The sequence below is a fragment of the Chelatococcus sp. YT9 genome (assembly GCF_018398315.1).
Taxonomy (GTDB): Bacteria; Pseudomonadota; Alphaproteobacteria; order Rhizobiales; family Beijerinckiaceae; genus Chelatococcus.
In genome coordinates this window covers 24918-51724 of sequence record NZ_JAHBRW010000001.1, presented here as the reverse complement: position 1 = coordinate 51724, position 26807 = coordinate 24918, and the positions used below count along the sequence as shown (strand labels likewise).

The window sequence follows — 26807 nt, the reverse complement described above, 5'->3', positions numbered from 1 at the left end:
CGCGATATCGGGTGCTGGCTTCCACGGCTACGGTCGGTGACCGTCCGCGATTCAATCGGCTTCAAGCCGCTCGCGGAAACCGAGCAGCTTGTGGCGGTCGGCCTCGTCAATTTTCGGGAAGTCGATGCCGAGCTTGGAGAGTTCGGTGACCACGGCGGCCATCACGGCGAGCCGGGTGAACCACTTGTTGTCAGCGGGGATGACATACCAGGGCGCGAAGTTGGTGGCGGTCGCCCGGATTGCTTCCTCATAGGCGTGCATATAGGCCTTCCAGTAGGTCCGCTCGTCGACATCCTTGCTCTCAAACTTCCAGTTCTTGGAGGGATCGTCGATGCGTTGAAGGAGGCGCTTTTTCTGCTCCTTCTCGGAGACATTGAGAAAGAATTTCAGGATGAGCATGCCATTGCGAGCAAGATAGCGCTCGTGGTGACGGATATCCTTCAGCCGGTCGTCCCAGATCGATTTGGTGACGAGTTGCGGGGGCAGGTTTTGCTTGTCGAGCATTTCCTGGTGGACCCTGACGACGAGCACCTCCTCGTAATACGAGCGGTTGAAAATGCCGATGCGGCCGCGCTCCGGCAGCCGCTGATGCGTACGCCATAGGAAATCGTGGTCCAGTTCCTCGGACGAGGGAGCCTTGAAAGCATGCACCTGGCATCCCTGCGGGTTGATGCCCGACATCACATGTTTGATGGTGCCGTCCTTGCCGGCTGCGTCCATCGCCTGGAAAACGAGCAGGACTGACCAGTGGTTGTCGGCGAAGAGACGCTCCTGGATCGCGCTCAGCGCCGCGACGCCTTTGTCGAGAAGATCGCGGGCGTGATCCTTCTCCAGATCAAGGCCGCCAGTATCGCCCGGATCATGATCCTTCATTCTGAACGTATCGCCATCCGTAATGCGATAGGGGAGGAGCATGTCCTTAAGGAACGCGAAGTCGATAGCCGGGAGCACCCTCGGGGCTTCCTTATCGCTGTTGTTTCTTTTCACGCCATTTCCTGTTTGGTTGTTGGCCTCCATCACAGCATTTCCCTGGCTTGGCGCAGCCAGCCCAAACGCTGGCAGGGTCTCGCGGTTGATGGCATGTCCGTCGCGGATTCTTCAGACAATCGGGACATCCGGTAATCTCACGCGATCTGGTCGACGAGGCCATCATAGCGAGATGGCGGCACGCGCGATACCGCGTCTGAAATCCTGAGGAAGCCTCCGCGCTTGCAGTCCTCCGGCTGCCCTTGTAAGCCTTTTGGCCCAAGGTCAGCCTGAATGACGACGAGGACCATGCCGCGCTCCGCCGCTCTCTATACCGGGTCGTTCGATCCGGTGACCAACGGTCATCTCGACGTCGTGCGTCAAGCCTGCCGTTTCGTGGACCGGCTGGTGATCGCCATCGGCATCCACCCCGGCAAGACGCCGCTGTTCTCGGCTGACGAGCGCGCCGAGATGCTGAAGGACGTGTGCGGCCCGGTGGGTAAGGCTGCGAGCTGCGCGATCGAGATCGTCACCTTCGATGATCTTGCTGTCGCCGCCGCACGCCGCGTGGGCGCCTCGATCATGGTGCGCGGCCTCCGCGACGGTACGGACCTGAATTATGAAATGCAGATGGCGGGCATGAACGATGCCATGGCGCCCGACGTCGGCACGGTTTTCCTGCCGGCGTCCCCGGACGTCCGCCCTATCACCGCCACCTTGGTGCGTCAGATCGCTGCCATGAAGGGTGACGTCTCGTCCTTCGTGCCGGCTCCCGTCGTGGAGCGGCTCAAGGCCAAATTCGCCGGCGGTTAGAGGTCGGCGTTCTCACCGTTCTCTTGGAGATTATCTCATGAAGCGTTCGACGAATGCGGTTGCGTCTTTCTCTTACCGCGCCCGGCTGCGCGCTATCGCCGGCGCCGCGGCCTGCGCGCTGGCCCTCTCCGTGCTGCCGGCAACGGCCCAGACGGCCAAGCCGCATCAGGTCTTCCTTGACACCAAGGATGGACGCGTCGTCATCCAGCTCCGTCCGGACCTTGCGCCCAAGCATGTCGCGCAGATCGAGGCGTTGACGAAGCGCGGCTTCTATGACGGCATCGTGTTCCACCGCGTCATCGACGGCTTCATGGCGCAGACGGGTGATCCGACCGGCACCGGCATGGGCGGCTCCGATCTCCCGAACATACCGGCGGAATTCACGAAGACGCCTTTCAAGCGTGGCACGGTCGGCATGGCGCGGTCGCAGAACCCGAACTCCGCTAATTCTCAGTTCTTCATCACTTTTGCCGATGCCGACTTCCTCAATGGGCAGTACACGGTCGTTGGCGAGGTGGTGTCCGGCATGGATGTCGTCGACAAGATCAAGAAGGGATCAAAGGCCGACAACGGCGCGGTCACCAACCCTGACAAGATCGTCAAGATGCAGATGGCCACAGGCGCGAAGTAGGCGTGAGGCGCGCCTCAGCGCCATATCGCCGCCCAGCGCGAGATGGGGATGATCACATTCGGCCCTGTCCCTCGGCGGCAATCGTGCCTATATCGTCCACTTTGATCAGCGTGGCTGCTGTGAACCGGCGACCGCTGGTCGCAATCGTGCAGCCGCATCGGTAGAAATCCCGACCCAAGAAGGAACGCTCCATGGCACCGTCTCCTGAGAACACGCTTATCCTCGATACGACCAAGGGCAAGGTCGTCATCGAGTTCCTGCCGGAGCTCGCGCCCAATCATGTGGCCCGCATCAAGGAGCTGGCCTCGTCCGGCTTCTACGACGGCATCGTCTTCCACCGTGTGATCGACGGCTTCATGGCGCAGGTCGGCTGCCCGCACGGGACCGGGACCGGCGGTTCGGACCTGCCCGACCTGAAGCAGGAGTTCAACGCCGAGCCGCATGTGCGCGGCATCTGCTCGATGGCCCGCACGCAGAACCCGAACTCGGCCAATTCGCAGTTCTTCATCTGCTTCTCGGATGCCCGCTTCCTCGATAAGCAATACACGGTCTGGGGCCGCGTCATCGAGGGTATGGAGAACGTCGACAAGCTGAAGCGGGGAGAGCCTGTGCGCGATCCCGACAGCATCGTCACAGCACGCGTCGGCGCCTGAACGAGTCTTCGGAACCCGGCGATGCGCGTCGATCTGTTCGATTTTGAATTGCCGGAGGACCGCATTGCCACCCGGCCCGTGAGGCCGCGCGACGCCGCGCGGCTTCTCGTCGTCGGTGGCCCGGGTGCCGCCCTCGCGGATCGCGTCGTCCGGGATCTGCCGGATCTGCTCGCGCCGGGCGATACGCTCGTCCTCAACAATACGCGCGTCATTCCAGCCCGACTCGTGGGTATACGGCGAAGGGGAGACGCGTCGGCCCGTATCGAGGCGATGCTGCACAAGCGCGAAGCGAGTGATCGCTGGCGCGCCTTCGTGCGTCCGGCTAAACGCCTGGCCATCGGGGATGTCGTCCGCTTTGGCGAGGAAACGGAGGGTGCTTGCCTCCTGGCCGGGCTCGACGCCACCGTGAGCGAGAAGAGCGAGGGCGGCGAGGTCGTGCTGAAGTTCGCTCTGGGCGGGCCTATTCTCGACGAGAACATCGCCAGCCTCGGCCATATTCCGCTGCCGCCCTATATCGCCTCGAAGCGTCCCGACGATGCCGAGGATCGCGTGGATTATCAGACAGTCTATGCGGCCGAGGAAGGCGCGGTCGCTGCGCCGACGGCGGGATTGCATTTCACCGATGAGCTCTTCGCGCGGCTGGCGGCACGCGGCATCGACCGGCAATTCGTGACGTTGCACGTGGGGGCGGGCACGTTCCTGCCGGTGAAGGCCGATGATACGGCCGAACATCGTATGCATGCCGAATGGGGTTCGGTGAGGGCCGAGACGGCGGCTGCCTTGAATGAGACACGTCAACGCGGCGGCCGTATCGTCGCTGTGGGCACGACCTCTCTACGCTTGCTGGAAAGCGCGACCACTCCGGACGGAGAGGTGCTGCCCTGGGCCGGCGATACCGACATTTTCATCACGCCGGGCTACCGTTTCCGGGCGGTCGATGTGCTGATGACGAATTTCCATCTGCCACGCTCCACGCTGTTCATGCTCGTCTCGGCATTCGCGGGGCTTGAGCGCATGCAGCAGGCTTATGCCCATGCGATCGCCGATGGCTATCGTTTCTACTCCTATGGCGATGGGAGCCTGTTGTTTCGACAGTACATTCCCGATCCGGAGACCTCCCGATGAGCGACAGCTTCACCTTCTCCGTGACCGGGGCTGATGGAACCGCCCGCACGGGTGAGATCCGCATGCCGCGTGGCGTCATCCGCACGCCCGCCTTCATGCCCGTAGGCACGGCTGCGACCGTCAAGGCGATGTATCCCGAGCAGGTCAAGGCACTGGGTGCCGATGTGGTGCTCGGCAACACCTACCATCTGATGCTCCGGCCCGGCGCGGAGCGCGTCGCGGAGCTCGGCGGCCTCCACAAGTTCATGAACTGGCCCTATCCAATCCTCACGGATTCAGGCGGGTTCCAGGTCATGTCGCTCGCCAAACTGCGCAAGATCGACGAGAACGGCGTGACCTTCCAGTCGCATGTGGATGGTGCTACCCACCTTCTGACGCCTGAGCGATCGATCGAAATCCAGGGGCTTCTCGGTTCGGACATCCAGATGCAGCTCGACGAGTGCGTGAAGCTGCCGGCCTCCCCTCAGGAGACCGAACGCGCCATGCGTCTCAGCCTGCGCTGGGCGGAGCGTTGTCAGCGCGCCTTCGGCGATCAGCCCGGCAAGGCGCTGTTCGGCATCGTGCAGGGCGGCGAGGACAGGGCGCTACGCATAGAGAGCACGCGCGCTCTGGTCGACATGGATTTCAAGGGTTATGCCATCGGCGGGCTGGCGGTCGGCGAGCCACAGGCCACTATGCTCGCCATGATCGAGACGGTCATTCCCTATCTCCCCACCACGAAGCCTCGCTACCTCATGGGCGTCGGCACGCCGGATGACCTCGTAGCGGCCGTGACGCGTGGCATCGACATGTTCGATTGCGTGATGCCGACCCGCGCGGGACGCCATGGTCTCGCCTATACGCGTTTCGGCAAGGTCAACCTGAAGAATGCGCGACATGCAGATGATCCCGCACCACTCGATCCCACATCGAGCTGCCCGGCGGCCAACAGCTATAGCCGCGCCTATCTCCATCATCTCGTCAAATCGGGCGAGATCCTGGGCATGATGCTCCTGACATGGGCCAATCTCGCCTATTATCAGGACCTTATGGCGAGCTTGCGGAAGGCTATTCTCGACAACACGCTCGCCGACGTCGCCGCAGCCATCCGCGCGGATTGGGCGATGGGCGCAGGCAGTCAGGATGATGACGCCGATCAGGCCTCATAGGAGGGCAGGCGAACGGTCACTACATTCGCGACGCCCCAGCGACCTTTCTTGTCGCGTTCCATGACAAAGAAGGCGAGCCATGGTTCACCGCGCGCGTCCACCAGCCGCAGAAGTTGGGTGAGGCCGTAGGAGGTCTGCTGGATATCGTCGAATGATACGATCTGCGGATTGATGATGACGGGAAACTGTTCCCGGACCATGGTCATGAAGCTGTTGCTGTCCGTAAAGCGGGCCTTGAGCTTTGGCGATACGATCGCAAAGGCCGCTGTCGCATCTTCCTTCTTCAAGGCATCCATCTGTTGAGAAATCGTGAGTCGAACGGCCGTGACCTCCGTGCGATCCAAGGCCACGGCTGGCGAGACGCCAAGAGCAATCATCGAAGCCAATAGCAGGGCACGCATACCAAGCGATCCTTTCGTCGTATTCACCGGCCGGCTCGATCCCCACGGCCGGATTTTCGTGAGGATCGTTAACAATCGGGACACGACAACAACGGCCCCGCAGCGCTCCCGGTTCCATCCAGGACTTACACTTCGGTAACCATGCCGTTAAAAGGATCGTGAAGTTTCTACGCTACCACGTCTGGATGGCGGCTCAGGGCTTCGCCTCGCATCTGTCCACAGGAACTAGCCGAGCGCGCCGCCGAGATCGGCCTTTGCCCGGCTCGCCCACATGAAGTCAGGCGCCTTGGCCTGCAGGGCAGCCACATGCTCGCGGTCATCTATGAGACGGCCGATGGCCGCGGACAGAGCTTCGGCGGTAGCGTGCGCCGCAACCTCACCCGCTTCTCCGAAACCGACCTGTTCCGGGAGGGCGCCAACCGGCGTCACGATGGAAGGGGTCCCCAGCGCAAGCCCCTCCGGTATGATGGCGGACTGGCTCGCTTCCACATAGGGGCAAACCAGGACGTCCGCGGCCGCGATCAACCCTTGCAAGTCAGGTTGTGAAAGCCATTCCGTGCGCAGAGTGACCTGAGGCAAACTTTTGAAGGCCTCGTCCGCGTAGGACTTGTCGGGGCCGCTGCCGGCAATCGTCAGCCGCCAGTCGTCGCGCGCCTTGAGGGGTTCCAGCGCCGCGCGCAGCAGGCTGAGGCCCTTGTAGGCGATCAGCCGACCGACGAAGAGCAGTTGCAGGGGATGGTCAGCCGGCGTTGCGCGCGGGGGCGAGGAAGGCCGCAGGGCATCGGCGTAGAACGCGTTTATCGGGACAATCCGCAGCTTGTCCTTGACGCTCCGGTGATTGGCGAGAACGTCAGCACCGACAGCCTCGGACAGCGCGAGCACGCGGTCGGCCCCGGCGACTAGCCGCTTCTGGGTGCTTTCCTGCCAGAGGCGGGCGTAGTCGCCGGGGTGCGGGGTATCGTCATGGACGACATAGGTCACGCGGGTGCCCCGTGGCACGAGATGCACCAGCGGCCAGGCGAAGGCGAAGTTCATCGGGATGACGACGCGGCGCGGCTTCAGCCGCTTCATGTCGCGGCGAAAGCGCGCTGTCATGGCCAACACCGCTTGGGCCTTGGCGGGGTACGAGCCGGCGACGCGTGGGTCCGGCTCGACGACGAGCGGCAGGCCACTGGCGCGCGCCGCCTCCAACTCCTCGCTGGTTTCCGAGAAAGACAACAGGAGCTTTTCGTCAGGGCGCGCCTCGGCGAGCCATCGCGCGAATTTGAGGGCGAAGACGGGGCCCCCGCCGCGCCGGCCCCAAAACCAGACGAAGGTATCGACGGGTCCCGGCATGGTCATGCGTCGCCGCGCAGCTGCTGGAGAAACCTCTCGGTATTGTAGAGTTCAGCGATCCGCTCGCGCGCGGCGACCGCCCGCGTTGCCAGCGCCACCGGGGAGCGTCTGATGTAGCGCAGGACATCGGCAGCTGCATCGATATCCGGGTCAGCCCAGCGCGCGCCGGGCAGCGCATAGAGACCCGAAGTATCCTCCACGGGAACGAGTTCGTAGGGAATGGGAAATCCGCAGCTGTCATCGACGAATTCGGTCGGCGCCGACCAGTCCGTGACGGCAACGGGAACGCCGAGCCGCATAGCTTCCGCAATCGGCAGGCCGAAGCCTTCGGAGCGGTGCAGGGACAGGTAAAGATCCAGATTGGCGAGCCAGGTGAGGCTCGCCTCACGCGACAGGTCGCCGGTGACGAGTTCAAAACGTGGCCCGAGGCGCTGAGCAACCTCCCGCAGTTTCGCGGCGACGTCGGGGGAGGCGGAGGGATCGCGCACCTTCAGGGATAACGTCGTTTCCGGCTTGGCCGAGAAGGCCTTCTCGAAGGCCGCTACCACGGCGAGCGGGTTCTTTCGGGCCGTTGTCGAGCCGAAATCGCAGGCAAAGCCGACGCGGAAATGGCGACCGGGCAGGGGATGGCTGGTGCGGGTGATCTCAGGCAAGGGCTCGGCGGTGAGCGGATGAACGATCTGGCGTACTGGCTGACCGAGGGTCGCGGCAATGGCCGTGCAACCGAACTGCGAGGTGGAGACGACCTCATGCAGCAACTTGGCGTCCCGCTTCCAGAAGTCCGGCGCACGCTCCAGTTCCCAGAACCAGCAGCCGATGACGCGCTTGCCGGCAAGTGCCCGCTTGCCGATAGCCCTGAGCGCGTGGCCCGTCGTGGGGGGCACGCCGAAGAGGAGGACGGTGCCCGGCCCCTCTGGCAGAGGCGGGCTCTCGATGGGAGGCAGAGCGAGCGGTTGTCGGAGCGCGGCGGTGACATCGGCCGCGAAGACCGGCTCGCCGCTTGCCTTCAGAGCGTCCAGAGCGAGGCGCGCAGCCTGGCCGAGGCCGGTGGGTGAACGCAGAACCCCTGCCACGATCCAGGGCGCGGTGGCCTGCCGGGGCGCGGCCGGATCTGGGCGCGGGCTGATGAGCGCTGCAAGGCGCGCATAAGCAGCTTGGCGGGGACCTTTGGGCAAGCGGCGCCAGATCGCATGGCTGACGGCGTATAAGTTCATGATTTCCATGTCGGTGAGCGCGGAGAAGCGCTGTCCGGCTATAGGCCAAACTTGAGTTGCCATCAATGTTGGTATAGTCCGCTCGGGACCGCATTTCGAAGCAGTCTAAACGTCCGTTGGGCGCCGTGCCTTAACGCGACCATGATCGCATGGAATGCCCGCGTTTTCTGAGAAGGATCGAGGCGAATGGCAAAACGGGCACTGGTTACGGGGATCACGGGACAGGACGGGGCTTATCTCGCGAAACTGCTTCTCGAGAAGGGCTATCATGTCGTCGGCTCGATGCGCCGGACCACAGTGGCGTCTCCCCTGCGCCTCATCGAGCTCGGCATCGCTGATTCCGTCGAGCTGTGCGACATCGACCTCTTCGAATATAGCAATATCGCCCGTGCCCTCGAACGGGTGAAGCCGGATGAGATCTACAATCTCGCAGCCCAGAGCTTCGTCGGCCTGTCGTTCGAACAACCGCTCTATACGAGCGAGATCGATGGCATCGGCGTTGCCCGGCTTCTCGAAGCCATCCGCTCGGTGGTCCCGACGGCCCGCTTCTATCAGGCCTCGACCTCCGAGATGTTCGGCAAGGTCCAGGAGACGCCGCAGCGGGAAATCACCCCCTTCTACCCGCGCAGCCCCTATGCGGTGGCCAAGCTCTACGCTCACTGGATGACGGTGAACTATCGCGAGAGCTACGGCCTGCACGCCACCTCCGGCATTCTCTTCAACCATGAGTCGCCGCTGCGTGGCCGCGAGTTCGTGACCCGCAAGATCACGCATGGGCTTGCCCGCATCAAGGCGGGCGAGATCGACCGCATCGAGCTTGGCAACCTCGATTCCCAGCGCGACTGGGGTTTTGCGGGCGACTACGTCGACGGCATGTGGCGCATGCTGCAGGAGGACGAGGCTCTCGACTATGTGCTCGCCACCGGCCGCACGACCTCTGTGCGTGCCTTCGTGGAGCAAGCTGCGCAGGCGGCCGGCTTCAATCTGGCCTGGCGCGGAGCCGGCATTGAAGAAGAGGGCTTCGATACCGCAACCGGGAAGGTTATCATTGCCGTCAGCCCGCGCTTCTTCCGCCCAGCGGAAGTGGACCTGCTCATCGGCAACCCCGAGCGCGCCAAGACCAATCTCGGCTGGGAAGCCAAGACGAGCCTGCAGGACCTCGTCACGATGATGGTCGAGGCCGACATGCGCCGCGTGCGCGACGGCAAGGCCGGAATCTGAGGCAACGCGCCGCCGAGCTGGCGATCGTCAAGGCGAGCGTCATCGTTCGCCTCCGGGATCGTGCGAGACGATCGGACTTGGATGGGATAGGTCCCATCCAGGTTGTTGCCTCCCCATCGCTATTTCCAAGTCGAGCGAGTCCGCGGCTGACGGATTTGCTCGTCTGGTGGTGCTTTCGCGCCCTGGCCTGAGCATTTGCAAGGCGGTGTATGAGGCGGGCTGCCTCTTGTGGCCGCTCAGTCGTCTGCCGAGCCGTCGAATTTTCTTTGATAATTCATCACGGCCTTGAGCTTCGCGGCTCTTTCGCGGCCGAACACGCGTTCCACAGCTGCATCGGCGCGCGCGGTGAGATGGCGATAGGCCATGCTGGAGCGTCGCTCCTCGGTCATCTCCGTAATGGCCAGCAATTGCTCGACATAGCTGTCGGGGCTGTGATGTCTTGCCAGATGCTTGAAACCATTCAGGCCCGTTTGTGTGTAGGCGAAGCGGTCTCTGGCGAGCGTCGCGAGCACACGGTCAAGGTCAGCCGCTTCCGTGTCCTGCTCGATCTTGATGACAGTCCCGTCGGGGAGATCGCCATACCAACCTGTATTCGTGACAACGGAGGGCGCGCCGGCTGCCCAGATGCGCATCTGGCTGCCGGATGCTTCCCCGATCGACGGGTAGCGGAGATTGAAGACGAGGTCAGCCCGCGCGATCGCGCTATCCAGGATGGGTTCCGCGACAAAGCCGACGATCGATACGAGATCATCCAGCCGCTGCCTGCGGATTTCTGCCCGGACCGCGTCGGGATCCCACAGCTCGCCGAAGATCCGAAGGCGGAAGGGATGCTTGTCCCGAAAGCGAGCGAGTGCTCCCAATATGCTGAAGAGGCGGCGTTGCGGACCGATATAGCCGAATTGCACGAACTCCAGGACGCCCGATGTTCTAGATTTCGACGGCGGGTTCGGCGGAGCCTGAAAGGCGAGGGGCAGCCTCAGCGCGCCAACACCGCGGGCCGCAACGGCTTCCTCGACGGCGCGCGTATGGCAGACGACAGCCAGCGAGGCATCCGCGAGATAATCGATGAACGGGTACTGGCGTGCCAAATCGTCGATATGCGGCTTGCCTCTGTCCATATGCTGTTTGGCAGCGAGCAGGCCCTCGGCGCCATACCGTTGCTCGACGAGGGCAAGGTAGGCCGCAGGATCCTGCCGGCGAACCATGTAATCCCAGTACATGGAGTGGTGATAGCTCAACTCGTGCGCCACGAGCACGCCTGGCACCTTGAACATGACCTCGCGGATCGCCGCGTGGAAGCGCCCGTCGTTACCCATGTTGTAGAAGATGAGGTTGCTTTTGTTCAGCTTGCCCAGGTCTATACTGCGCGGATCATACACAATGACTTCCGCATGACGCGCAAGGGCGGGGTCCGACCCGGGTTGGTCGGTCCAGAGCCGCACGTCGGCATGAGTCGAAAGGGCGGGCAGGATGCGCGCGGAAAAATGGGCAATATCACTGCGTGCGGGCGGCAGCGGCGAAAACCAATCCACCAAGGGGCGAGCAGGTCGAGCGGGCATCACGCTTCCCGGAGCTCGGGCGAGGCCATGAAGGCTTCGAAGGTTCCCCGCTTGAGCGGAAGCAGCACGGAGTTCGTCGTATCGAGGATATCGAACCATCCATGCCCGAGATGGAACAGCCGGATGCTCGCCGCGCCCTCATAACGCTCGGGCTCTTCTCCCAGGCGCAGGCGGACATTGAGGGTTTCGCCCGGGCCGACGCTACGAGGCAGGGCTAGCCTCACGAACTCCTGCGAGAGCTCACCATCGTCATTGAGCCAGCGGACCTCGAGCTGCACGGGCTCGAGACCATCGTGGAGCCACGAGATAGGGCTCTTGTTCGTCAGCGCGACCTCCACATCCGCATCGGTCGGGCGGCGGCGGGTCGCCAAAATTCCTCCGCGGTACCGCCGCGGATCAGAGCTGTAGAGCTCGAGCGGCGCCTCGGAAGCACGCAGGTTGCGGGTGCCGCGGTAGAGGGTCGTCTCGCCCAGAAGAACCGGGTTGCGGCGCCAGGCCATCAGCACGTCAGCAGTCTTGGCTTCGACGGTCTGATCATAGACGTCCGCGGTACACAGGCGGTCCGTGTCAAAGCCCGCTTTGCGCATCAACAGCTCCACCTCGTGCGGTGTCCATTCCCGTTGATGGCGTCCATGGACTCCCATCAGCGGCATGAAGATGCCGAATGAATAGGGTGAATGACCGTTGAGGAGACGCGCGGCGGCCTGATGCGAGGTGATATTGGGTGTCGTCACCAGAACCTGCCCGCCGGGGCGTGTGACGCGCGCGATTTCTTCGGCGAAGAAGGCCGGATTAACCGGCAGATGTTCAAGGATTTCCATCGCCAGGACGACATCGAAGCTGGCGTCGGGGAACGGCAGCCGCTCCCGTTCGACGTTGCATTTCACACGATGCACGTCGAAGTCGGAAACCCCGCGAACCCTGGACTTGATGGTGTAGTGCATGGGTGCCGCGGAACCGCGCTCCTCGACGGCCGATATCCACACGTCGGGCGCATAGCGCTTCAGCAGCGCACCAAAGACGTATGGTTCCGAGGCTCCGATATCCAGGACGCGCATGCCCGGTTTCAGATCCAGCATGGCGAGCGATGTCAGATACCTGACGAAGTGGCGCTGGTAATATATTACCGCATCTGGTGTATTAAAGGCCTCATCGAGGTCAAAAACCCTGCTGAGTTCGGAGATGGTGTTGATCCCGGTTTTCGCGATGACAGGCGCGATGTCGGGAAGCACCGCGTTAGCGACGACTGCGCTTGGGGTTGGCCTGTGCACAACGGGAGACGCGTCGATGGAAGCGGTTGCCTCCGGGTGCTCATTCGTGAGCTGAGCGATCACGTTCTGCCATGAGATGCCCATCGATTGATAGCGATCCCAAGCCGCCGAACCCATCCGTTCTGCTTGAGCAGGGTCCTCCCAGATCTCGTCCATTGCCGCGGCGAGCGAGGTTGGATCGGATGCAGTAACAAAACCGCTCACGCCGTCTTCGACAAATTCAAGCGGACCGCCTGAATCCACGCAGGTCACCACCGCCTTGCGCGATAGCATCGCCTCGAGGGTCACATAACCATAGTCTTCATCGCGTGGTGGGTAGACGACCGCCCGGGCGCGGGCATAGGCATCGACCATGCCTTCGTCATCGATTGCGCCGCGCCAGATCACGCGATCGGCGACCCCAAGCTTTACGGCAAGCTCATGAAGCTCCCGCTCCTGCTGGGGATTATCGGCAGCCCCGGCAAACATCACCTTGACCGGCGCACGCGTCCGCGCCAGGGCCTCGACAACGAGGGACTGGCGTTTCGGCAGGGAAAGTCGGCTCGGGAAATAGAGATAGTCCTCATAGCCGCGGCAATCATGACGCTCCGCGAGTGGCGGGGGATGATAGAGCGCGGTGGACGGCACGCCGTTATAACGCAGCAGCCGCTTGGTGACGTTCTCCGAGATCGTGAAAACGGCCTTGGCGCGCCGCATGGCCAAGTTATCGGCCTGCCTTATCGCGTCGCGCGCCAGTTTGCCGTCCTCATGGAAAAGGAGGTCGCCATGGCCGGAATCCCATTCGTCATACGCGCCGCGGTACTGGTGCAGCAGCCACATGACCATATTGGGATGTTGGCCGAGATAGGCAGGAAATTTAAGGCCGATGGAAAGGTCCACCGGCACGGCATTGTAATTGCTGAAATCGGTCAGCGTTGCCGCAACCATGTGATCCAGCAGCGTCGACGGCGGATACCATTTGAAGGGCAGCGAGACGATCTCGGCATTATGGCCGTAGAGACGCAGCTGGTCGCGGAGCCTGTCGGCGAGCAATTCCGCACCGCCGCGAACGAATGGCACCTGCGCCGTGATGATCGCGATGCGCATGGCCTCAGACCCCCGGCTTGCGGGCGAGTACGGCGTAGTCGCGCGGGCCAAAGAGCATGCGCGCCACGTCCTGGGGCAGGCTGCCATCGCGCAGATACCGATCGCGCCAGGGATGGGGGTGGAGCGGTCGGATTTTCACGGGCGTGAAACCAATCACTTCCATCAGGCAGGTAGTAAGCTCGGGCGGCAGCGGTTTGATATGGGTCGGGTCGAGATGGAAGCTGAAAGCGCCGACCAAAAGGCTCTCGGGATTGGGCGTCTCGAAAAGCGCCAGGCCACCTGGCGCCAAGACCCGCATGACCTCAGACGCAAACTGCGTCAACACCGCAAAGGGAAGATGCTCGATCAGGTGAAAGGCGGAAATCATGGGTACCGACGCGGGGGGCTGTTCCTTCAGCCAGGCGAGGGCATCGGCGTTCAGCACGGGTAGCCCATGCGCACGCGCGCTGGCGAGCTGCGCTTCGTTGTTGTCGACACCGAGGCAGCGGATCCCTGCCCGCGACAGCACCTCAAGCCATTCGCCTCGACCGCAGCCGAGATCCACCACGGGGCCATTGGTGCCGACCGCGGCAACCGTTTCCTGTGCTTCCGGCAGAAAGACGGAAACGCGCTCGCGGATGTCTTCACGGGAGCCGCGGAAGCGATCCTCGAAGGTGGCGTAGAATGTCGTCAGGAGCGGATCCGGCGTGGCCTCGGCCTTATCCCGGAAATCAGATCGCGAGGTGCTGGCCGGCAACTTCCGCACGTCTTCGAGCAGGAGAGAGAGACGATGGGCGAGCTCCGTATACGAACGCCGGGACGCTCCCCACTCGTGGTCGCCCCGATCCATGACGTCGGCAACGCGCTGCTCCAGTCCCTGCATCCGCATGTCCAGCCGCTGCACCGTTTGGCCGACGGTTCCCTGGATGCTTGCGTCCGAGCGGGCCTGCAATTCGGCGAAGCGCTGATCGATGAGTCGCGGATCGACGACTGAGCGGATCTCGTTCTCGATGACTGACCGCATATCCCGAATTTCGTACTCGACACGGGTCAGGCGCTCGGCGATATCGGCCATGTCATGGCCGAGCCGGGGCAATTCGATGCGAGCCGCCCGCGCGAGCGCGACGGGCGCGGTGGCCATCTGGTATGTACGCCGAATGAGGGGGCCGAAGAATGGAATGCGTGCGACGCCAATCTTAAGTTTCAAGAGTAGGGACACGTATTGCTACCTCGACTCCGCTCGATACTGACAATGGATCCGCGATCGGACAGCAGGTCCATATCCGGCGCCACATCCTGGATATGATCAGCTTACCGTTCCACCTATGGCGCCTATTGGTCTAGCTATATGAGTGCGCTTGGCTAGGCAACGCCCGATATGAGCCTTGTCACTCGGGCAGGCCGGCATGTTTACCCTGCTTTGACACTGTTTTGTTAAGAACCTTCTTTTGCGCCGCCGCGACAGGAAAATCGAGATACCCATGGTTGTTTCAGTATGCGTGGATGTGACACCGGTGCGATCACGCCTTACCGGAATTGGTCACTATACGCTTGAGGTCGTCAAGGCGATTTTTGATATTTCCCGCAATGGATTACCGTACGGCAGTAATAATGGAGAGGTAAGAGTTGACGTATTCGATGGCTTCCGGGTGATGTCCATCGAGGAATTCGTTTCCTTTTCAAAGGCCCGCGACGGCGGAAACGCGCAATATTGGGGCGATAGGCTCCATAAGCATTTAGGTATCAAGGCCCGCGCCGCATTTGAGCGGTATGGTGGAGCGGTGGCGCGACGCTACCACGGCCGCCTCCGCAAGAGGCGCTACGACGTTTTCCACGCCATGAACTTCTTCGCGCCGGCGCCGCTCGGGCGGGTGACCATACCCGAGATTTACGACATGTCTGTCCTGCGCCATCCAAATCTCCATCCCGAGGAGCGTGTGCGCTGGTTCAACAACCGGCTGAAGTCCATTGCAGAAGCCCCGCGTGTGCTCACGATCTCGGAGTTTTCCGCGCGGGAGATCGTCGATCTCATAGGGATTCCACGAGAGCGCATACATGTTGCCTATCCGGGCGTCGACGCACGTTTTTTCGAGCGGGCACAGGCTGAGGATGGCGTGGTCCTTTCACGCTTTGGGATCAGCAAAGGCCGATATGTCCTCAGCGTGTCGACGCTTGAACCCCGTAAGAACCTGCGCACGCTTGTCGATGCCTATTGTCGTCTTCCAGCGGAACGTCGCGCGGCTATGCCGCTCGTTCTGGTCGGCGGAGCCGGGTGGGGTGAGATGCATTGGCCCGCGGCCACTGAGGCCCTGGTGCGTGACGGACAGATCCGCTTTACGGGCTATGTCGATGATGTGGTGTTGCGCACGCTCTATCGCGGGGCCGCGGGTTTCTTCTACCCCTCGATCTACGAGGGATACGGAATGCCGGTGACGGAAGCTCTCGCCTGTGGGTCCCAGGTCGTCGCTGCGAGTGGCGGGGCCGTCGAGGAGGCCGCGCTGGGCCAGGGTTTGCTGGTCGATCCGCTCGATACGCCTGCGTGGACGCGGGCTTTCGAGCAGATCGGTGACGAGGCGGCCGCTGAAACAGAGGCGATGCGGGATGTGCGCCGTGCCGCCGCAGCGACCCGCAACTGGCGGGAGACGGCCCGCATTACGCGAGACGTCTATATCCAGGCGGCGGCGACTTGAGCGGACGGCGGTAATAAAAAATAATACGTGGATAACTTTTCCTTACGGTGCGCGATCGTCCGCGACGCGGCGGCAATGGTTCAACGCCGCCTCGATCAGATTGTCGCTTGCCTCCGGCGTACGAAAGGCTGAATGGGCCGAAAGAGTGACATTCTCCAGGCGGGTCAGGGGGTGAGTACCCGGCAGGGGCTCCGTTTCGTAGACGTCAAGCGCAGCATGAGCGAGCTTCCCCGACGCGAGCGCCTCAATCATTGCGGTCTCATCAACGAGCGCGCCACGCGCCGTATTCACCAGGATGGCGCCGTCCCGGACCTTGGCCAGCCGCTCACGTGAGAGAAATCCTCGCGTTTCGTCGTTGAGCAGAAGATGCAGCGAGAGCACATGGCTTTCCGCAAGCAGAGTGTCCAAGTCGACAAAGGTGACGCCCGGAGAGTCCTTGGCGCTGCGATTCCAGGCTAGGACGCGCATGCCCGCGCCCGCGGAGAGGCGCGCCATTTCCGCTGCAATTCCGCCAAAGCCAATGAGACCGAGTGTCTTGCCCGTGAGTTGCACGCCGTTCGTCAGGCGCCATTGTCCCGCGCGAATGCCGCGATCCATATGAGTGAAGCCCTTGGCAGCAGCCCACATGAGGGCAAAAGCGCATTCCGCCACCGCCGTGTCACCATAGCCGCGGATGAGATGGACGCTGATCCCGAGGTCCGCGAGTTCCTCGACATTCATGTAGGAGCGCGCCCCCGTGCCGAGGAAGACCACGTGCTTGAGCCCAGCGCACCGGCGGGCGATGTCCGTGGGAAAATGCGTATGATCGATCAGCGCGATCTCGGCGTTTCCAATGACATCCGGGAGCGCCGGCGGGCGGATGTCAGGCTGGCGATTGATCTGCAGCGGGATGTCGTCGGGCCGGTGAAGTCGCTCGGCGACGGCGGCAAGGGTGGGGCTGGCATCGACAAAAACGGCCTTCACGCAGATGGGTCCTTTTGCGGTGGCGAGCGGGGAGGCAACTCACGCACTGCGAAAGAATGAGGATCTTCGCAGTGCGGACGTCTCACCCGGGAGACCGGCGCTCGCACGAGAGTGGCGTTACCCCGAGGTGACCGGAGTGAGGGCACTCTAGAGTAAGCAGGCAGCAGCATGAACTGCTTTTCCTACCATCAAAACGCATGGAATGCCGGAAGGGCCCTTGCTGATCGTACTTCACGATCACCGAGACGGAGCGTCCTGGCTCTTCTCGCTGGCGGGAATGGTCCACTGGCAGATGCCGCGCCCGGGGCGCCGGGGAATCAGATCCACGTGCAGATGATCCTCATGGTAGCCGTCCGATCCAGGACCGAGCACCGTACCGAACCGCCGGCACGCGCTCGCCTTCAGCAATTGCCGGGCGGCCACCGTGAGACCTTCCCCGCGGATCGTGAGGCTTTGCTTGTTCGCAAGAGTCATCGGTCCGAGATCGAAGGCGAGGCCGTTACCGTGAGCGGAGGGCTTTGCGCCGGCCTGCCGGTTGCGCGGCCGACAATTGTAGGAATCCGCGACCGCGATCGTGGTGAGCGGCGAGCCGGTCGCGTCCGCGAGAGGCACCAGGTCCTCCCAGACCCAGGCAGCGACGGCCGCGGCGGTGCTGCAGGCGAGCAGGGCAGGCGGGCTGAGGGTGACACGCCTGTTGTCGCCGATCAGGATTGCCTCCAGCTGGACCGGGCGCTCCACGGCACAGCTGCCCGCAGTGGGTATACGGTCCGCTGGTTTAACAACCATACGGGCGGCGCTGCCGTCGCATGCCTTCGAGCGATCGGCCGCAGCAGGCTGCTCAGCCGATGGAGGGGACCCCGGCGCGGGTTGTGGCACAGCAGGAGTTTCGGGGCTTGCGGTGGGCACCGCTTCATCCGGGGCCGAGCCGAGTTCGGGCGGTCGCGGGGGTGGGGCGGGAATTCGGGTCTGGGAGATCGCGGGAGAAGGCCGACGCGCTGCCTTGTTGCTGAGCGAGCGATCTGGCGAAGGCGTCTCGTGTGATGGCGGCGCAGGGGTCGGAGCGATCTGCTGAGAAGGGCGTCGAGGGGGCAATGGAACTGACGCCGGACGGCGCTGCGTGACCTCTGCCGTGCGCACGTCCCTCCCGTTAATGTCGAGCCGCGCGGCTTCCACATTGTGCTCACCGCAGCAAAGGAGAGCTGCCGTCAGCACCAGCTGGCGAAACATGGCGATTCAGCCGCGCGAAACGATCAGCATCCGCGACAGATACTATTGATGGCGCGGCGACTGCTTTTGTGTAGACGCTCATCAAGAATAGCGGCGCGATCCTCGACCACCCGGCCCTCCGCGATATTCTGGCCGATTATTGCCGATGGGGTCCCGGAGGCGGCAGACGGTTGGCGACGACCGCCCGCGGGCCGGCCGATCTGCTCCATGGATGGTGATGGCGCGGGAACAATTGCCCCGGAGCCGGGCGCTGCAGGCGCCGATGTCGTGGGCCCCGAAAGGCTGGGCCCAGGCGACGTCGTAGCGCCGGGCGCTGACGGAGCCTGGGCTTGGGCGAAGGAGGAAAAGGCAAGAAAGCCCAAGATGAGGCCCACGGGGCGCCAAGCCAGCGATGGACTTACTGTCGAGAACATTTCAGGCCTCCTCGGCACCATGCCAGAATAGGAACAATCCTCCCGTGCTTAGGTGGCTATATTCGCCCCATAAGAAGGAGGATAAGCAGGACTATGAGAATCAATCCCAATCCACCGCTGGGATAATAACCCCATCCTGAACTGTATGGCCAGGTAGGTAGTGCACCGATAACAAGTAGAATGAGTATGATGAGGAGTATGGTTGACATCATATACTCGCAATTGATTGAATTTCTTCGCGTTCGAAGTCCGCGCCGCAGTTGTCCTCCGCTGTCGGAAAGTCAATTGCGCCGGGGACGTTCCTAATCCAACGCGCAATCCCGCCATTTTGTTTCCACATTGTCGCATTCGCCAATCCGGCCGTTCAGGCGGGAGCTTTGCGCCCGGCGCCAGATCAAATCGTGATGGTGCGCGCGTTCGGCGCCACGGCGCGCGATGCGGGCGGCGTGCCTCAATCTGCAGGCGCCGTCGACCGCACCGATTGTGGAGGTGATGTCAGTGCTCTGCCTCAAGAGCGCTTGCGCTTTTAACTTACAGCGGACGGCGATTAAGAAGGTCCTGGAGAGTGGGGATTCGGCTGCGGATGCCGCGCGAATTCCGAGGACCCTGCCTAAGCACCGCGCGGACCGCTGGGGCGGCAATCAACTCATGTGCTTGTGTGCAGTACCGGAGTCGAGGCTGATTGATGGAGCAAAGCCAATCCCGGCTTCGATCTCCGCCTCTGCGCTGTTGCCGGACAGCGATCCAGATCTATGCCGGCCCTGGGCCAGCGGTCGACCTGAGATCGGCCGCCAGGCTGACTCGCGTTACCGCGCGATTTCGTAGGTGACGCGGACCCGCACGTTGAAATCACGTTCGCCGGCCTCGATCGGAACGGCCGCTCCCTTCGCGAAATCCGCGCGGGCAGCCATCATCATCGGGCGCGGACCATCCATGGACGGCTCGGCGATCGAGACAACCCGGCCGAGCTTCACGCCCGCCGCGTCAGCGTAAAGCTCAGCGCGACGACGCGCGTCCTTGACCGCGGCAATGCCGGCCTTGTCGAGGAGTTCGGTCGGCTCCGCCACATCAAAGCTTATTCCATTGATCTGGTTGGCGCCGGCGGTAATAGCCGTGTCGAGGATAGCACCCAGTTTGCTCAGGTCCCGAACCCGCACGGTCACGCTGTTGCGGACCTCGTAGCCATCGATACGTGGCGCCTCGATGGAGCCGTCCTGCTGCTTAGACTGGACATAGCGCGGTTGCACCGAAAAGCCGGAAGTCGAAAGATCGCGGGATTCGATGCCCGCCGTCTTGAAGCGCTCGATGACCGTGGCCATGGCCTTGCTGTTGGCTTCCGTCGCCTCGCGTGCAGACTTGGCGGCCGTGACCACAGCGGTCGAAAGCGTGGCGATGTCGGGGGCGGCGGAAACGCTTCCTTCGCCGGTGATAGTGATCTGGCCAGGCCGCGCGCGCCCGGCGCTCGCTCCGCTGTCCTGTGCATTCGCAGCGCTGACGGCACCAATGAGGGCAAAAGCAACGACAAGAGGAGCAGAGATCTTCATGGAACCGTCCTGACAAGAGAGATAGCACCGAGAGCTTGAGGCAAGAAATGCGACAAGCGTGAGGCAAGCATAGCGGCCAGGACGCGCCAAAGCGATCTGCAATGGAGGCACGGAAGGATGCGCAAGCTGCCTTCCGGATGATCTTCACGCTATATTCTTGGCCAACTCATCAGCCATCATACCGGCTCGCAACCATGCTCGCGACGCTTCGCTGCGGATGAGGCTACATTCCTCGGCTCGAGCGCAAAGAACTGCGCTACCGGTGAGCCGGCTCTTACATGGGTTTGCTCCCCTCACGGCCAAAAGTACGCCGCGCGGAATATTCTTGCACGGTAGCAGCCGGTTGAACGGTCACATGACGGAACGTTCGCCCCCCGGCGTTCGGCTACGGTCGTCCAGCTCGTCCAAAGGCAAGGCTCGATCACATGGACAAGTCTGGGGTGCCACGAGCTGCCCCCCCTGGCTGACACCGGCTGTTGCCTGAAGACTTAATGGGCGCTGGAGCTCAGGGCAGGAGACATGCTCTCGACATCGTCGGCCAATGTCCAGATCACGCTGTCAGCATAACGACGCCCCTCAAGCGCGGCTCTACCGGGTAGCTGGCCGCTCTTTTCGTAGGCTTGACGACGCATTTCAGCGAGGAAGACGACGGCGAGGTCAGTCCGACCCTCCTCTACGGCTCTGCCGCAGAGCATCCACATGGCGCCACGTGCAATGACCTCAAGCACGGCCAAACGGCCGGCAATCTCATCATCGGACAATGAACTCTCCAATAAAAATCAGCAGCAATACCTAACGATAACAGATTAGACGCGCGCAGGCGATATATTATGAGAAATATTCTTGCAGTCTCTACACCGTGGTGCATCACGGAATTGCCAGTACCCCGTCGATGATGATCGACTTTATGAAATTGAAGTAATTAGTTGATCGCAATGGGAAAAATTTGCCAGAATGATTGCGTGGCCGCGACGGTGAGCGCGGCGACGCCGATGCGTGAGGCCAGTGATGATCAGACATCCTGAATTGGGCAGCCTTAAACATCAGTGATCATGATGTTGTTGCGCTCAGCGTTCCAACGCGGCCGCTATGCGCTTTCCGATCGCGCGGGGCTTTACATCAAGGCGCGGATTGGCAAGCTGGCGACCTTCGATCCGGGCTCGCCGGCCCAACGATAACAGGGGATACAGGATGGGGCGCTATGTGGGAGCAATCGACCAGGGGACGACGAGTTCTCGCTTCATCCTATTCGACCGGCAGGGGGATATTGTCGCGCAAGCTCAGAAGGAGCACGCACAAATCTATCCGCGACCGGGCTGGGTCGAGCATGACGCCGCTGAGATCTGGCGCAATACGCAAGTCGTCATAGACGAGGCGTTGGCTTTGGCGCAACTGAAGCCGACGGAGATCACGAGCGTTGGAGTCGCCAACCAGCGCGAAACCACCCTGGTATGGGACCGCAAGACCGGTGCGCCTTTGCACAACGCCCTCGTCTGGCAGGATACGCGCGTTGACCCGATGGCGAATGCCTTGGCAAGTGACGCCGGGGCGGGTGGACGTGATCGTCTTCGGGCCAAGACAGGATTGCCGCTCGCGTCCTATTTCTCCGGCCTCAAGCTGCGCTGGCTTCTCGACAATGTCCCCGGCCTCAGGGCGAAAGCGGAGGTGGGCGAAGCGCTGTTCGGGACGATCGACAGCTGGATTGTCTGGAATCTCACCGGCGGCCCTGACGGCGGCCGTCATGTCACCGATGTGACCAATGCCAGCCGTACCCAGTTGCTCGATATCAACCGTCTTGTGTGGGACGAGGAGATCCTCGAGCTTTTCGGTATTCCTGCAGCCATGTTACCTCGCCTCGCATCGTCTAGCGAGGTTTATGGCGAGGCGCGCGGCAGTCTCGCCGGGGTGCCGGTGGCCGGCATTCTGGGTGACCAACAGGCAGCACTCGTCGGCCAGGCCTGTTTCGCACCAGGCGAGGCCAAGAACACCTACGGCACCGGCTCTTTCACCCTGATCAACACCGGCGATCGTCCCTTCCAGTCCACCTGCGGCCTCATCACGACGATCGCCTACCAGTTCGGTGAGGCCAAGCCCGCTTATGCTCTGGAAGGCTCCATCGCCGTGACGGGAGCCCTGGTGCAGTGGCTGCGCGACAACCTCGGGCTCATTCCATCGAGCAGCGATATCGAGCCCTTGGCGCGTTCCGTCGACGACAACGGTGATGTGTACATCGTGCCGGCCTTTTCGGGCCTCTACGCTCCCCACTGGCGGCCCGACGCGCGCGGTGTCATCTGCGGGCTCACGCGTTTTGTCCATAAGGGACACATCGCCCGTGCGGCTCTTGAGGCTTCGGCCTACCAGACCCATGACGTTCTGAAAGCGATGGCGGAGGATTCAGGCATCGAGATCACCGAATTGCGGGCTGATGGCGGCATGGCTGCCAATGAACTTCTGATGCAGTTCCAGTCCGATATCCTGGCGGTGCCGGTCGTGCGGCCGAAGGTCGTGGAAACGACAGCCCTTGGCGCCGCTTATGCCTCGGGGCTCGCGACGGGCTACTGGACGAGCCTGGAGGATCTCAGGCGCAACTGGGGCGTGGATCGGCGCTGGGAGCCAACCATGCCCGCGCAGGCGCGCGGGAAGTTGCTCGCCGCCTGGAGCAAGGCATTGGAGCGGTCATTTGGATGGGTAGAGTAGGGACTCAAGGCTGCTTTGCGGTCAAGCCCAGCCTCGCAAGGCGCAAGAGTTCGGGTAGCGCGTTACGCATGGCGGCGATCAAGGCCGCATTCTCGTCATAGCGCTCGTCCGTGGGCACGACATAAGGCGGTTCCTGGATCAGGCAAGCGGCAATAACCTCGCCGGAGGGCCATTCGCCGAACCGCATACTCTTGCCGCCTCCCGTAGCGGGCCTCGTCGCCACGGCAACGGCGCTCATGGCATGGATGTCGTCTAGGAAGCGCACAAACCAGGGACCGGGTGTGGCCTGTGCCGCGAGCCTTTCGAGTTGGTCAAGGTCAGCTTCGTCCATCGCGCATTCCTCCGCTTGGGCTCACGTCTGCGCCCCTGTGACCTCGGCTGTCAAAGCAGGAGGCGGAGTACAGACGAGGGCTTGGAGTCCGCGGGGAGCGGCCCAAACCTCCTCAAGGGCTTGGAAGGACCGCGGCGATCAAGTCCTCGGACAGAATTGCCTTGTAGGGCAGGTGGTGCCAGTCGTTTTCAGGTCGGTCAGGTGCTGGGGGCAGGCTGTCGTCGACCAGCGGGATCGAGCCGGTCGCGGCCCCGCGCGCCATGATGGCTCCATCGCGCCCGACATCGACTTCCAGCAGCGGAATCCCGCCCGGCGCCAGCGCGCCGAAGGCGCCGAGCTTCAGCGTCGGCCCCCTGGCATCACGTGCGGCGGCCATGAGGGCCACTTCGCCGACGGTCAGCATATCCACGACGCGAGCCGCCCGGGCCTTGCCGAGCGGTAGCTCGACCGGCGCCTTGTGCACCAGGACGCAGGTGAGCTGGTCGTTATCCAACAGTCCCGCCTCGGCGAGCAGATCCTCGATCCAGCCGGGCGCCACCAGCGTGGCAGGCGGATCGGCGCTCAAATCACGCACGAGCTCATCCCCGTCGAACAATGCTTGCATGGTCAACGGGCAGTCGGCTGCAAGCGCCGCGACGAGGCCGCTGGCAAGGCCCCCGAGATCGTCCGGCGGCAGAAGGCTGACGACACGGCTCTCGCTGCCGAGCCGGGCGGCGAGCACCAGCGGCAATGTCGCTGCGATCAGCGTCGACTCCGGCCTCAGCAGCGGGAGGAAGCTGTCGCCGTATCGCTCAAAGGTGATCAGTCCCGGCGAGGGCGGGGGGCCGCCGATGTCACCGAGCTCTTCGAAGTCCTTCAGCACCTGGTCGTTGAGCGCCTGATCCAGCGAAATGACCCCATCCGGGATCTCGTGACCGAACGAGCAGATGAAGCGCAGAGCCACATTGTCAGCCGCAATCGAACAGGCGAGGTCGGCTGGACGCACCTCGCCGAGACGATCAAGCGTGATGATTGCAGGGACCTTGGCGGCCTGCACCGCAGCCCCCAGTTCATCGCTGCCCCAGCCGAGCGACAGAAGGCATGGCGCATAGCCGGCACGCAGCGCCGCAAGAATGGTGACGCAGGCCTCCGCGCCGTTCGGCAGCAGAATGCCGAGGGGACCACCGCGCTCAAGCGGAAGGTGCTGCAGGAAGGCGGCGAGGCGTCGCACCTGCGCATAGGCTGCCGTGGTCGTCAGCCCATGGCGAGACCAAGCTGTAATCATGTCCGCCGGTGGCGACGAGAAGGCCATGCGGCCTGGCTCGCGCGAGACGGCGCCAGCCAGCAGACGGCCGAGCCTTAGCTGTGGTGTCGGCACGTTAGGCCGGCCCGCATCGAGGGGCGCATGGGGCGCGACCAACCTCAACTCCTTGTTGCGATTCGGATGTTGCGAGTTTGCCCTGTCAGGGCACCGCGTGCCACCAGCTTTCGATCGCAGCGCCCGTTAGCGGGGTATAATTCGGGCGTTTCACGTCGGCACGGCGCGCGATCCACTGATCCGGCGCGTAGAACAGCGGCACCACGTAGGTCCCGGAGAGGAGCACGCGATCGAGCGCGCGCACGGCGGCGACGTAGTCCTCCCTGGACTTGGCCGCGACCATGGCTCGGATCATCGCTTCAGCCGCGGGCTCCCGGACGCCCGCGTAGTTGAGGGACATCTCACGATCCGCCGATGCCACACTCCAGCGATTCATCTGCTCGCTGCCCGGGGACGCAACCACGTTCCATATGTTGAGGATCATGTCGAAGTCGAATGACTTGAGACGCTTCCAGTATTGCGCTTCGTCGACGAGGCGTACGCTGGCGGTGACGCCGATCCGTTGCAGCGAGCGTGCGTAGTTGAGGGCAAGCCGCTCCTGGTCGCGGGAGACTACCATGATCTCGAAGCTGAGGGCCTCATCGCCCCGCCCGTCCGGCATCGGGCGCACCATACGCGCGCCATTCAGCTCATAGCCAGCCATCGAAAGGATATCGATTGCGCGCCGGGCACTTTGGCGATCACTACCGGAACCGTCGGAATGTGGTGGGGACCAGCGTCCCTCCATGACGTCCGGGGTGACGGCACTGGGAAATGGAGCAAGGAGAGCCCTTTCCCGCGCGCTGGCGGGGCGGCCGTGGGAAGAGAGTTCGGAAGCCGCGAAATAGCTGTCACTACGCTTGTAGAGGTCGAAGAACAGGTTCTGGTTGATCCACTCGAAATCCAGAACTTGAGTGAGGGCCTCCCGGACCAGGATGTCCGCGAAGAGCGGCCGGCGCGTGTTGAAGACGAAACCGGACATGGGCTTCGGTGTGCCGGTAGGCACACGCTCGCGGATGACGCGGCCGTCCCGCAGCGCGGGAAAGTCATAGCCTGTCGCCCAGCGGCTGGCACTTTGCTCCATGCGCAGATCATAGGCGCCAGCCTTGAAGGCCTCGAACTGCGTGTTCACGTCACGAATATAAGTCAGCCTGATTTCATCGAAATTGTAGAGCCCGCGGGTGGAGGGGAGATCCCGAGCCCAGAAATTCGGGTCGCGGCGGAAGGTGATGCTGCGGCCGGCATCGACATTCGCGACCACATACGGCCCCGAGCCGATAGGCGTGGTGAAGGTCGTCGTCTCGAAGGTATCCGGGTTGATGGCGTGTTTGGGCAGCACGGGCATCTGCGCAATGACGAGCGCTGTTTCCCGATTTCCGGCGGCGAGATCAAAGCGAATCGTGTGCGGGTCGATGATGGTGACCTTGGAGACGTTGCTGTAGTAGCCACGCTGGTACAGCTGGCCTTTTTCCTTCAGGAGCGCCCAGGAGAATTCTACGTCGGCGGCCGTGATCGCCGCGCCGTCCGAGAAATGGGCCCGCGGATCGAGATGGAACACGATAAAGCTGCGGTCGTCCGGTAGCTCGACGGCCCTGGCGATGAGCGCGTAGAGCGAGAAACTCTCGTCCTCTGACCGCGCCATCAATCCTTGGAAGACAAGCATCGAGGGTGCGCCGATCTGGCGGTTGCCGAGCCAGATGCCCTGTGCAGCGATTCCCTTCGGAACGAACGGGTTCAGGTTGTCGAAGGTCCCGAGAATGCTCAGGCGGAGGGTTCCGCCCTTGGGCGCATCGGGATTGGCGTAGGGAAACGCCGGGAAGTCGGCCGGAAGTGCTGGTTCGCCATAGGCCGAGATCGCCGTGCGCGATTCGCCTGCCACAGCCATGTCCGAACCGAACACCGCCACCAGCAAGGCCATGGTCGTCAGGATGCGCCTCAGGCAGCGGTAGGGCATGCGACTCATTTTGACTAGCTGCTCGCGGGCTCGCGTTCCGATTCGGCCGCATATTAGTGTATGCGGACTCGCCGGATATACCCGCTGTCGATCACAATGGCGGATGTTTGCCGCGGGAGCACGGCAGCCGGCGGCCGGCTTGTTGGGGAATAGCGCCCCGGCGGGCGCCGGGTTGCGCATTTTCACTGTCGGGCAGGGTCACCACGCTCTGGAAACATCACTGCGAACTCGCTAAAGAGACAGCAGTGAG

25 protein-coding genes are annotated in these 26807 nt (G+C 62.8%); 8 read left to right on the top strand and 17 right to left on the bottom strand.

What is annotated here, in order from left to right; genetic code table 11:
* Window positions 1-51: 51 nt before the first annotated feature.
* Window positions 52-987, bottom strand: coding sequence for a polyphosphate kinase 2 family protein (locus KIO76_RS00230; protein ID WP_291976560.1), 936 nt, complete (start codon window positions 985-987; stop codon window positions 52-54).
* Between the two features lie 137 nt (window positions 988-1124).
* Window positions 1125-1277: a hypothetical protein gene (locus KIO76_RS00225; RefSeq protein WP_213320934.1), complete on the bottom strand. Its 153-nt coding sequence runs from the start codon at window positions 1275-1277 to the stop codon at window positions 1125-1127.
* On the opposite strand from KIO76_RS00225, the gene coaD reads away from it, so the two are divergent.
* Window positions 1276-1779 (top strand): pantetheine-phosphate adenylyltransferase, encoded by a 504-nt coding sequence (coaD, locus tag KIO76_RS00220; protein WP_213320933.1) that lies wholly within the window; start codon window positions 1276-1278, stop codon window positions 1777-1779. The genes KIO76_RS00225 and coaD overlap by 2 nt on opposite strands.
* 37 nt (window positions 1780-1816) lie before the next feature.
* A complete protein-coding gene (locus tag KIO76_RS00215; protein ID WP_213320932.1) occupies window positions 1817-2410 on the top strand; it encodes a peptidylprolyl isomerase in 594 nt (197 codons plus the stop codon).
* A gap of 52 nt (window positions 2411-2462) precedes the next feature.
* On the opposite strand, the gene KIO76_RS00210 is transcribed toward KIO76_RS00215, so the two are convergent.
* A complete protein-coding gene (locus KIO76_RS00210) occupies window positions 2463-2603 on the bottom strand; it encodes a hypothetical protein (RefSeq protein WP_213320931.1) in 141 nt (46 codons plus the stop codon).
* On the opposite strand from KIO76_RS00210, the gene KIO76_RS00205 reads away from it, so the two are divergent.
* Genes KIO76_RS00205 through tgt form a run of 3 tightly spaced genes read left to right on the top strand, consistent with a single transcriptional unit; the run spans window position 2602 to window position 5336 of the window.
* A complete protein-coding gene (locus KIO76_RS00205; protein WP_213320930.1) occupies window positions 2602-3063 on the top strand; it encodes a peptidylprolyl isomerase in 462 nt (153 codons plus the stop codon). The two genes, KIO76_RS00210 and KIO76_RS00205, sit on opposite strands and share 2 nt — an antisense overlap.
* A gap of 21 nt (window positions 3064-3084) precedes the next feature.
* A complete protein-coding gene (gene queA, locus KIO76_RS00200) occupies window positions 3085-4188 on the top strand; it encodes a tRNA preQ1(34) S-adenosylmethionine ribosyltransferase-isomerase QueA (protein WP_213320929.1) in 1104 nt (367 codons plus the stop codon).
* On the top strand, window positions 4185-5336 hold the full coding sequence (gene tgt, locus KIO76_RS00195) for a tRNA guanosine(34) transglycosylase Tgt (RefSeq protein ID WP_213320928.1): 1152 nt from the start codon (window positions 4185-4187) through the stop codon (window positions 5334-5336). The genes queA and tgt overlap by 4 nt, the downstream gene beginning before the upstream one ends.
* On the opposite strand, the gene KIO76_RS00190 is transcribed toward tgt, so the two are convergent.
* From KIO76_RS00190 to KIO76_RS00180, 3 genes are all read right to left on the bottom strand, one after another.
* On the bottom strand, window positions 5324-5737 hold the full coding sequence (locus KIO76_RS00190) for a DUF4864 domain-containing protein (protein ID WP_213320927.1): 414 nt from the start codon (window positions 5735-5737) through the stop codon (window positions 5324-5326). The two genes, tgt and KIO76_RS00190, sit on opposite strands and share 13 nt — an antisense overlap.
* 225 nt (window positions 5738-5962) lie before the next feature.
* On the bottom strand, window positions 5963-7078 hold the full coding sequence (locus tag KIO76_RS00185) for a glycosyltransferase family 4 protein (RefSeq protein WP_213320926.1): 1116 nt from the start codon (window positions 7076-7078) through the stop codon (window positions 5963-5965).
* The gene (locus KIO76_RS00180) at window positions 7075-8286 is read right to left on the bottom strand and encodes a glycosyltransferase (protein WP_213320925.1); all 1212 of its coding nucleotides are present in this window, start codon (window positions 8284-8286) and stop codon (window positions 7075-7077) included. Before KIO76_RS00180 ends, KIO76_RS00185 begins: the two co-directional genes overlap by 4 nt.
* Window positions 8287-8472: 186 nt before the next feature.
* Here KIO76_RS00180 and gmd point away from each other — a divergent pair, with 186 nt between their 5' ends.
* Window positions 8473-9507: a GDP-mannose 4,6-dehydratase gene (gmd, locus tag KIO76_RS00175; protein ID WP_213320924.1), complete on the top strand. Its 1035-nt coding sequence runs from the start codon at window positions 8473-8475 to the stop codon at window positions 9505-9507.
* Between the two features lie 236 nt (window positions 9508-9743).
* Here the strand turns inward: gmd and KIO76_RS00170 are convergent, their stop codons facing one another.
* The 3 genes from KIO76_RS00170 to KIO76_RS00160 are packed head-to-tail and all read right to left on the bottom strand — an operon-like array spanning window position 9744 to window position 14609.
* Window positions 9744-11066 carry a glycosyltransferase family protein gene (locus tag KIO76_RS00170; RefSeq protein WP_213320923.1) on the bottom strand — a complete coding sequence of 441 codons (1323 nt, stop codon included), beginning with the start codon at window positions 11064-11066 and terminating at the stop codon, window positions 9744-9746.
* Window positions 11066-13423 (bottom strand): glycosyltransferase, encoded by a 2358-nt coding sequence (locus tag KIO76_RS00165; RefSeq protein ID WP_213320922.1) that lies wholly within the window; start codon window positions 13421-13423, stop codon window positions 11066-11068. Before KIO76_RS00165 ends, KIO76_RS00170 begins: the two co-directional genes overlap by 1 nt.
* Before the next feature lie 4 nt (window positions 13424-13427).
* The gene (locus tag KIO76_RS00160) at window positions 13428-14609 is read right to left on the bottom strand and encodes a class I SAM-dependent methyltransferase (RefSeq protein WP_213320921.1); all 1182 of its coding nucleotides are present in this window, start codon (window positions 14607-14609) and stop codon (window positions 13428-13430) included.
* A gap of 274 nt (window positions 14610-14883) precedes the next feature.
* On the opposite strand from KIO76_RS00160, the gene KIO76_RS00155 reads away from it, so the two are divergent.
* On the top strand, window positions 14884-16092 hold the full coding sequence (locus tag KIO76_RS00155; RefSeq protein ID WP_213320920.1) for a glycosyltransferase family 4 protein: 1209 nt from the start codon (window positions 14884-14886) through the stop codon (window positions 16090-16092).
* A 42-nt stretch (window positions 16093-16134) separates the two neighbouring features.
* Here the strand turns inward: KIO76_RS00155 and KIO76_RS00150 are convergent, their stop codons facing one another.
* The 5 genes from KIO76_RS00150 to KIO76_RS00130 all read right to left on the bottom strand — a co-directional run bounded on the left by KIO76_RS00150 (window position 16135) and on the right by KIO76_RS00130 (window position 21000).
* Window positions 16135-17055: an NAD(P)-dependent oxidoreductase gene (locus KIO76_RS00150; protein ID WP_213320918.1), complete on the bottom strand. Its 921-nt coding sequence runs from the start codon at window positions 17053-17055 to the stop codon at window positions 16135-16137.
* A gap of 237 nt (window positions 17056-17292) precedes the next feature.
* On the bottom strand, window positions 17293-17841 hold the full coding sequence (locus tag KIO76_RS00145) for an extensin-like domain-containing protein (protein ID WP_213320915.1): 549 nt from the start codon (window positions 17839-17841) through the stop codon (window positions 17293-17295).
* Window positions 17842-18751: 910 nt separating this feature from the next.
* Window positions 18752-18907 carry a DUF3309 family protein gene (locus KIO76_RS00140; RefSeq protein ID WP_213320913.1) on the bottom strand — a complete coding sequence of 52 codons (156 nt, stop codon included), beginning with the start codon at window positions 18905-18907 and terminating at the stop codon, window positions 18752-18754.
* Between the two features lie 594 nt (window positions 18908-19501).
* Window positions 19502-20239: an SIMPL domain-containing protein gene (locus KIO76_RS00135; protein WP_213320911.1), complete on the bottom strand. Its 738-nt coding sequence runs from the start codon at window positions 20237-20239 to the stop codon at window positions 19502-19504.
* Window positions 20240-20727: 488 nt separating this feature from the next.
* A complete protein-coding gene (locus KIO76_RS00130) occupies window positions 20728-21000 on the bottom strand; it encodes a hypothetical protein (protein WP_213320909.1) in 273 nt (90 codons plus the stop codon).
* Between the two features lie 430 nt (window positions 21001-21430).
* Here KIO76_RS00130 and glpK point away from each other — a divergent pair, with 430 nt between their 5' ends.
* The gene (glpK, locus tag KIO76_RS00125; protein WP_213320907.1) at window positions 21431-22936 is read left to right on the top strand and encodes a glycerol kinase GlpK; all 1506 of its coding nucleotides are present in this window, start codon (window positions 21431-21433) and stop codon (window positions 22934-22936) included.
* A gap of 4 nt (window positions 22937-22940) precedes the next feature.
* Here glpK and KIO76_RS00120 read toward each other — a convergent pair whose 3' ends face one another.
* From KIO76_RS00120 to KIO76_RS00110, 3 genes are all read right to left on the bottom strand, one after another.
* Window positions 22941-23267 (bottom strand): hypothetical protein, encoded by a 327-nt coding sequence (locus KIO76_RS00120; protein ID WP_213320905.1) that lies wholly within the window; start codon window positions 23265-23267, stop codon window positions 22941-22943.
* A gap of 112 nt (window positions 23268-23379) precedes the next feature.
* Window positions 23380-24666 carry an AMP-binding protein gene (locus KIO76_RS00115; protein WP_213320903.1) on the bottom strand — a complete coding sequence of 429 codons (1287 nt, stop codon included), beginning with the start codon at window positions 24664-24666 and terminating at the stop codon, window positions 23380-23382.
* Between the two features lie 43 nt (window positions 24667-24709).
* A complete protein-coding gene (locus KIO76_RS00110; protein WP_213320901.1) occupies window positions 24710-26566 on the bottom strand; it encodes an extracellular solute-binding protein in 1857 nt (618 codons plus the stop codon).
* Between the last annotated feature and the right edge of the window lie 241 nt (window positions 26567-26807).

Excerpts from the sequence above, each read along its gene's own strand:
- coaD (WP_213320933.1), top strand. The coding sequence starts at position 1,276 with ATGCCGCGCTCCGCCGCTCTCTATACCGGGTCGTTCGATCCGGTGACC.
- KIO76_RS00225 (WP_213320934.1), bottom strand. The coding sequence starts at position 1,277 with ATGGTCCTCGTCGTCATTCAGGCTGACCTTGGGCCAAAAGGCTTACAA.
- KIO76_RS00215 (WP_213320932.1), top strand. The coding sequence starts at position 1,817 with ATGAAGCGTTCGACGAATGCGGTTGCGTCTTTCTCTTACCGCGCCCGG.
- KIO76_RS00205 (WP_213320930.1), top strand. The coding sequence starts at position 2,602 with ATGGCACCGTCTCCTGAGAACACGCTTATCCTCGATACGACCAAGGGC.
- KIO76_RS00210 (WP_213320931.1), bottom strand. The coding sequence starts at position 2,603 with ATGGAGCGTTCCTTCTTGGGTCGGGATTTCTACCGATGCGGCTGCACG.
- queA (WP_213320929.1), top strand. The coding sequence starts at position 3,085 with ATGCGCGTCGATCTGTTCGATTTTGAATTGCCGGAGGACCGCATTGCC.
- tgt (WP_213320928.1), top strand. The coding sequence starts at position 4,185 with ATGAGCGACAGCTTCACCTTCTCCGTGACCGGGGCTGATGGAACCGCC.
- KIO76_RS00190 (WP_213320927.1), bottom strand. The coding sequence starts at position 5,737 with ATGCGTGCCCTGCTATTGGCTTCGATGATTGCTCTTGGCGTCTCGCCA.
- KIO76_RS00185 (WP_213320926.1), bottom strand. The coding sequence starts at position 7,078 with ATGACCATGCCGGGACCCGTCGATACCTTCGTCTGGTTTTGGGGCCGG.
- KIO76_RS00180 (WP_213320925.1), bottom strand. The coding sequence starts at position 8,286 with ATGAACTTATACGCCGTCAGCCATGCGATCTGGCGCCGCTTGCCCAAA.
- gmd (WP_213320924.1), top strand. The coding sequence starts at position 8,473 with ATGGCAAAACGGGCACTGGTTACGGGGATCACGGGACAGGACGGGGCT.
- KIO76_RS00170 (WP_213320923.1), bottom strand. The coding sequence starts at position 11,066 with ATGCCCGCTCGACCTGCTCGCCCCTTGGTGGATTGGTTTTCGCCGCTG.
- KIO76_RS00165 (WP_213320922.1), bottom strand. The coding sequence starts at position 13,423 with ATGCGCATCGCGATCATCACGGCGCAGGTGCCATTCGTTCGCGGCGGT.
- KIO76_RS00155 (WP_213320920.1), top strand. The coding sequence starts at position 14,884 with ATGGTTGTTTCAGTATGCGTGGATGTGACACCGGTGCGATCACGCCTT.
- KIO76_RS00145 (WP_213320915.1), bottom strand. The coding sequence starts at position 17,841 with ATGGTTGTTAAACCAGCGGACCGTATACCCACTGCGGGCAGCTGTGCC.
- KIO76_RS00140 (WP_213320913.1), bottom strand. The coding sequence starts at position 18,907 with ATGATGTCAACCATACTCCTCATCATACTCATTCTACTTGTTATCGGT.
- KIO76_RS00135 (WP_213320911.1), bottom strand. The coding sequence starts at position 20,239 with ATGAAGATCTCTGCTCCTCTTGTCGTTGCTTTTGCCCTCATTGGTGCC.
- glpK (WP_213320907.1), top strand. The coding sequence starts at position 21,431 with ATGGGGCGCTATGTGGGAGCAATCGACCAGGGGACGACGAGTTCTCGC.
- KIO76_RS00120 (WP_213320905.1), bottom strand. The coding sequence starts at position 23,267 with ATGGACGAAGCTGACCTTGACCAACTCGAAAGGCTCGCGGCACAGGCC.
- KIO76_RS00110 (WP_213320901.1), bottom strand. The coding sequence starts at position 26,566 with ATGAGTCGCATGCCCTACCGCTGCCTGAGGCGCATCCTGACGACCATG.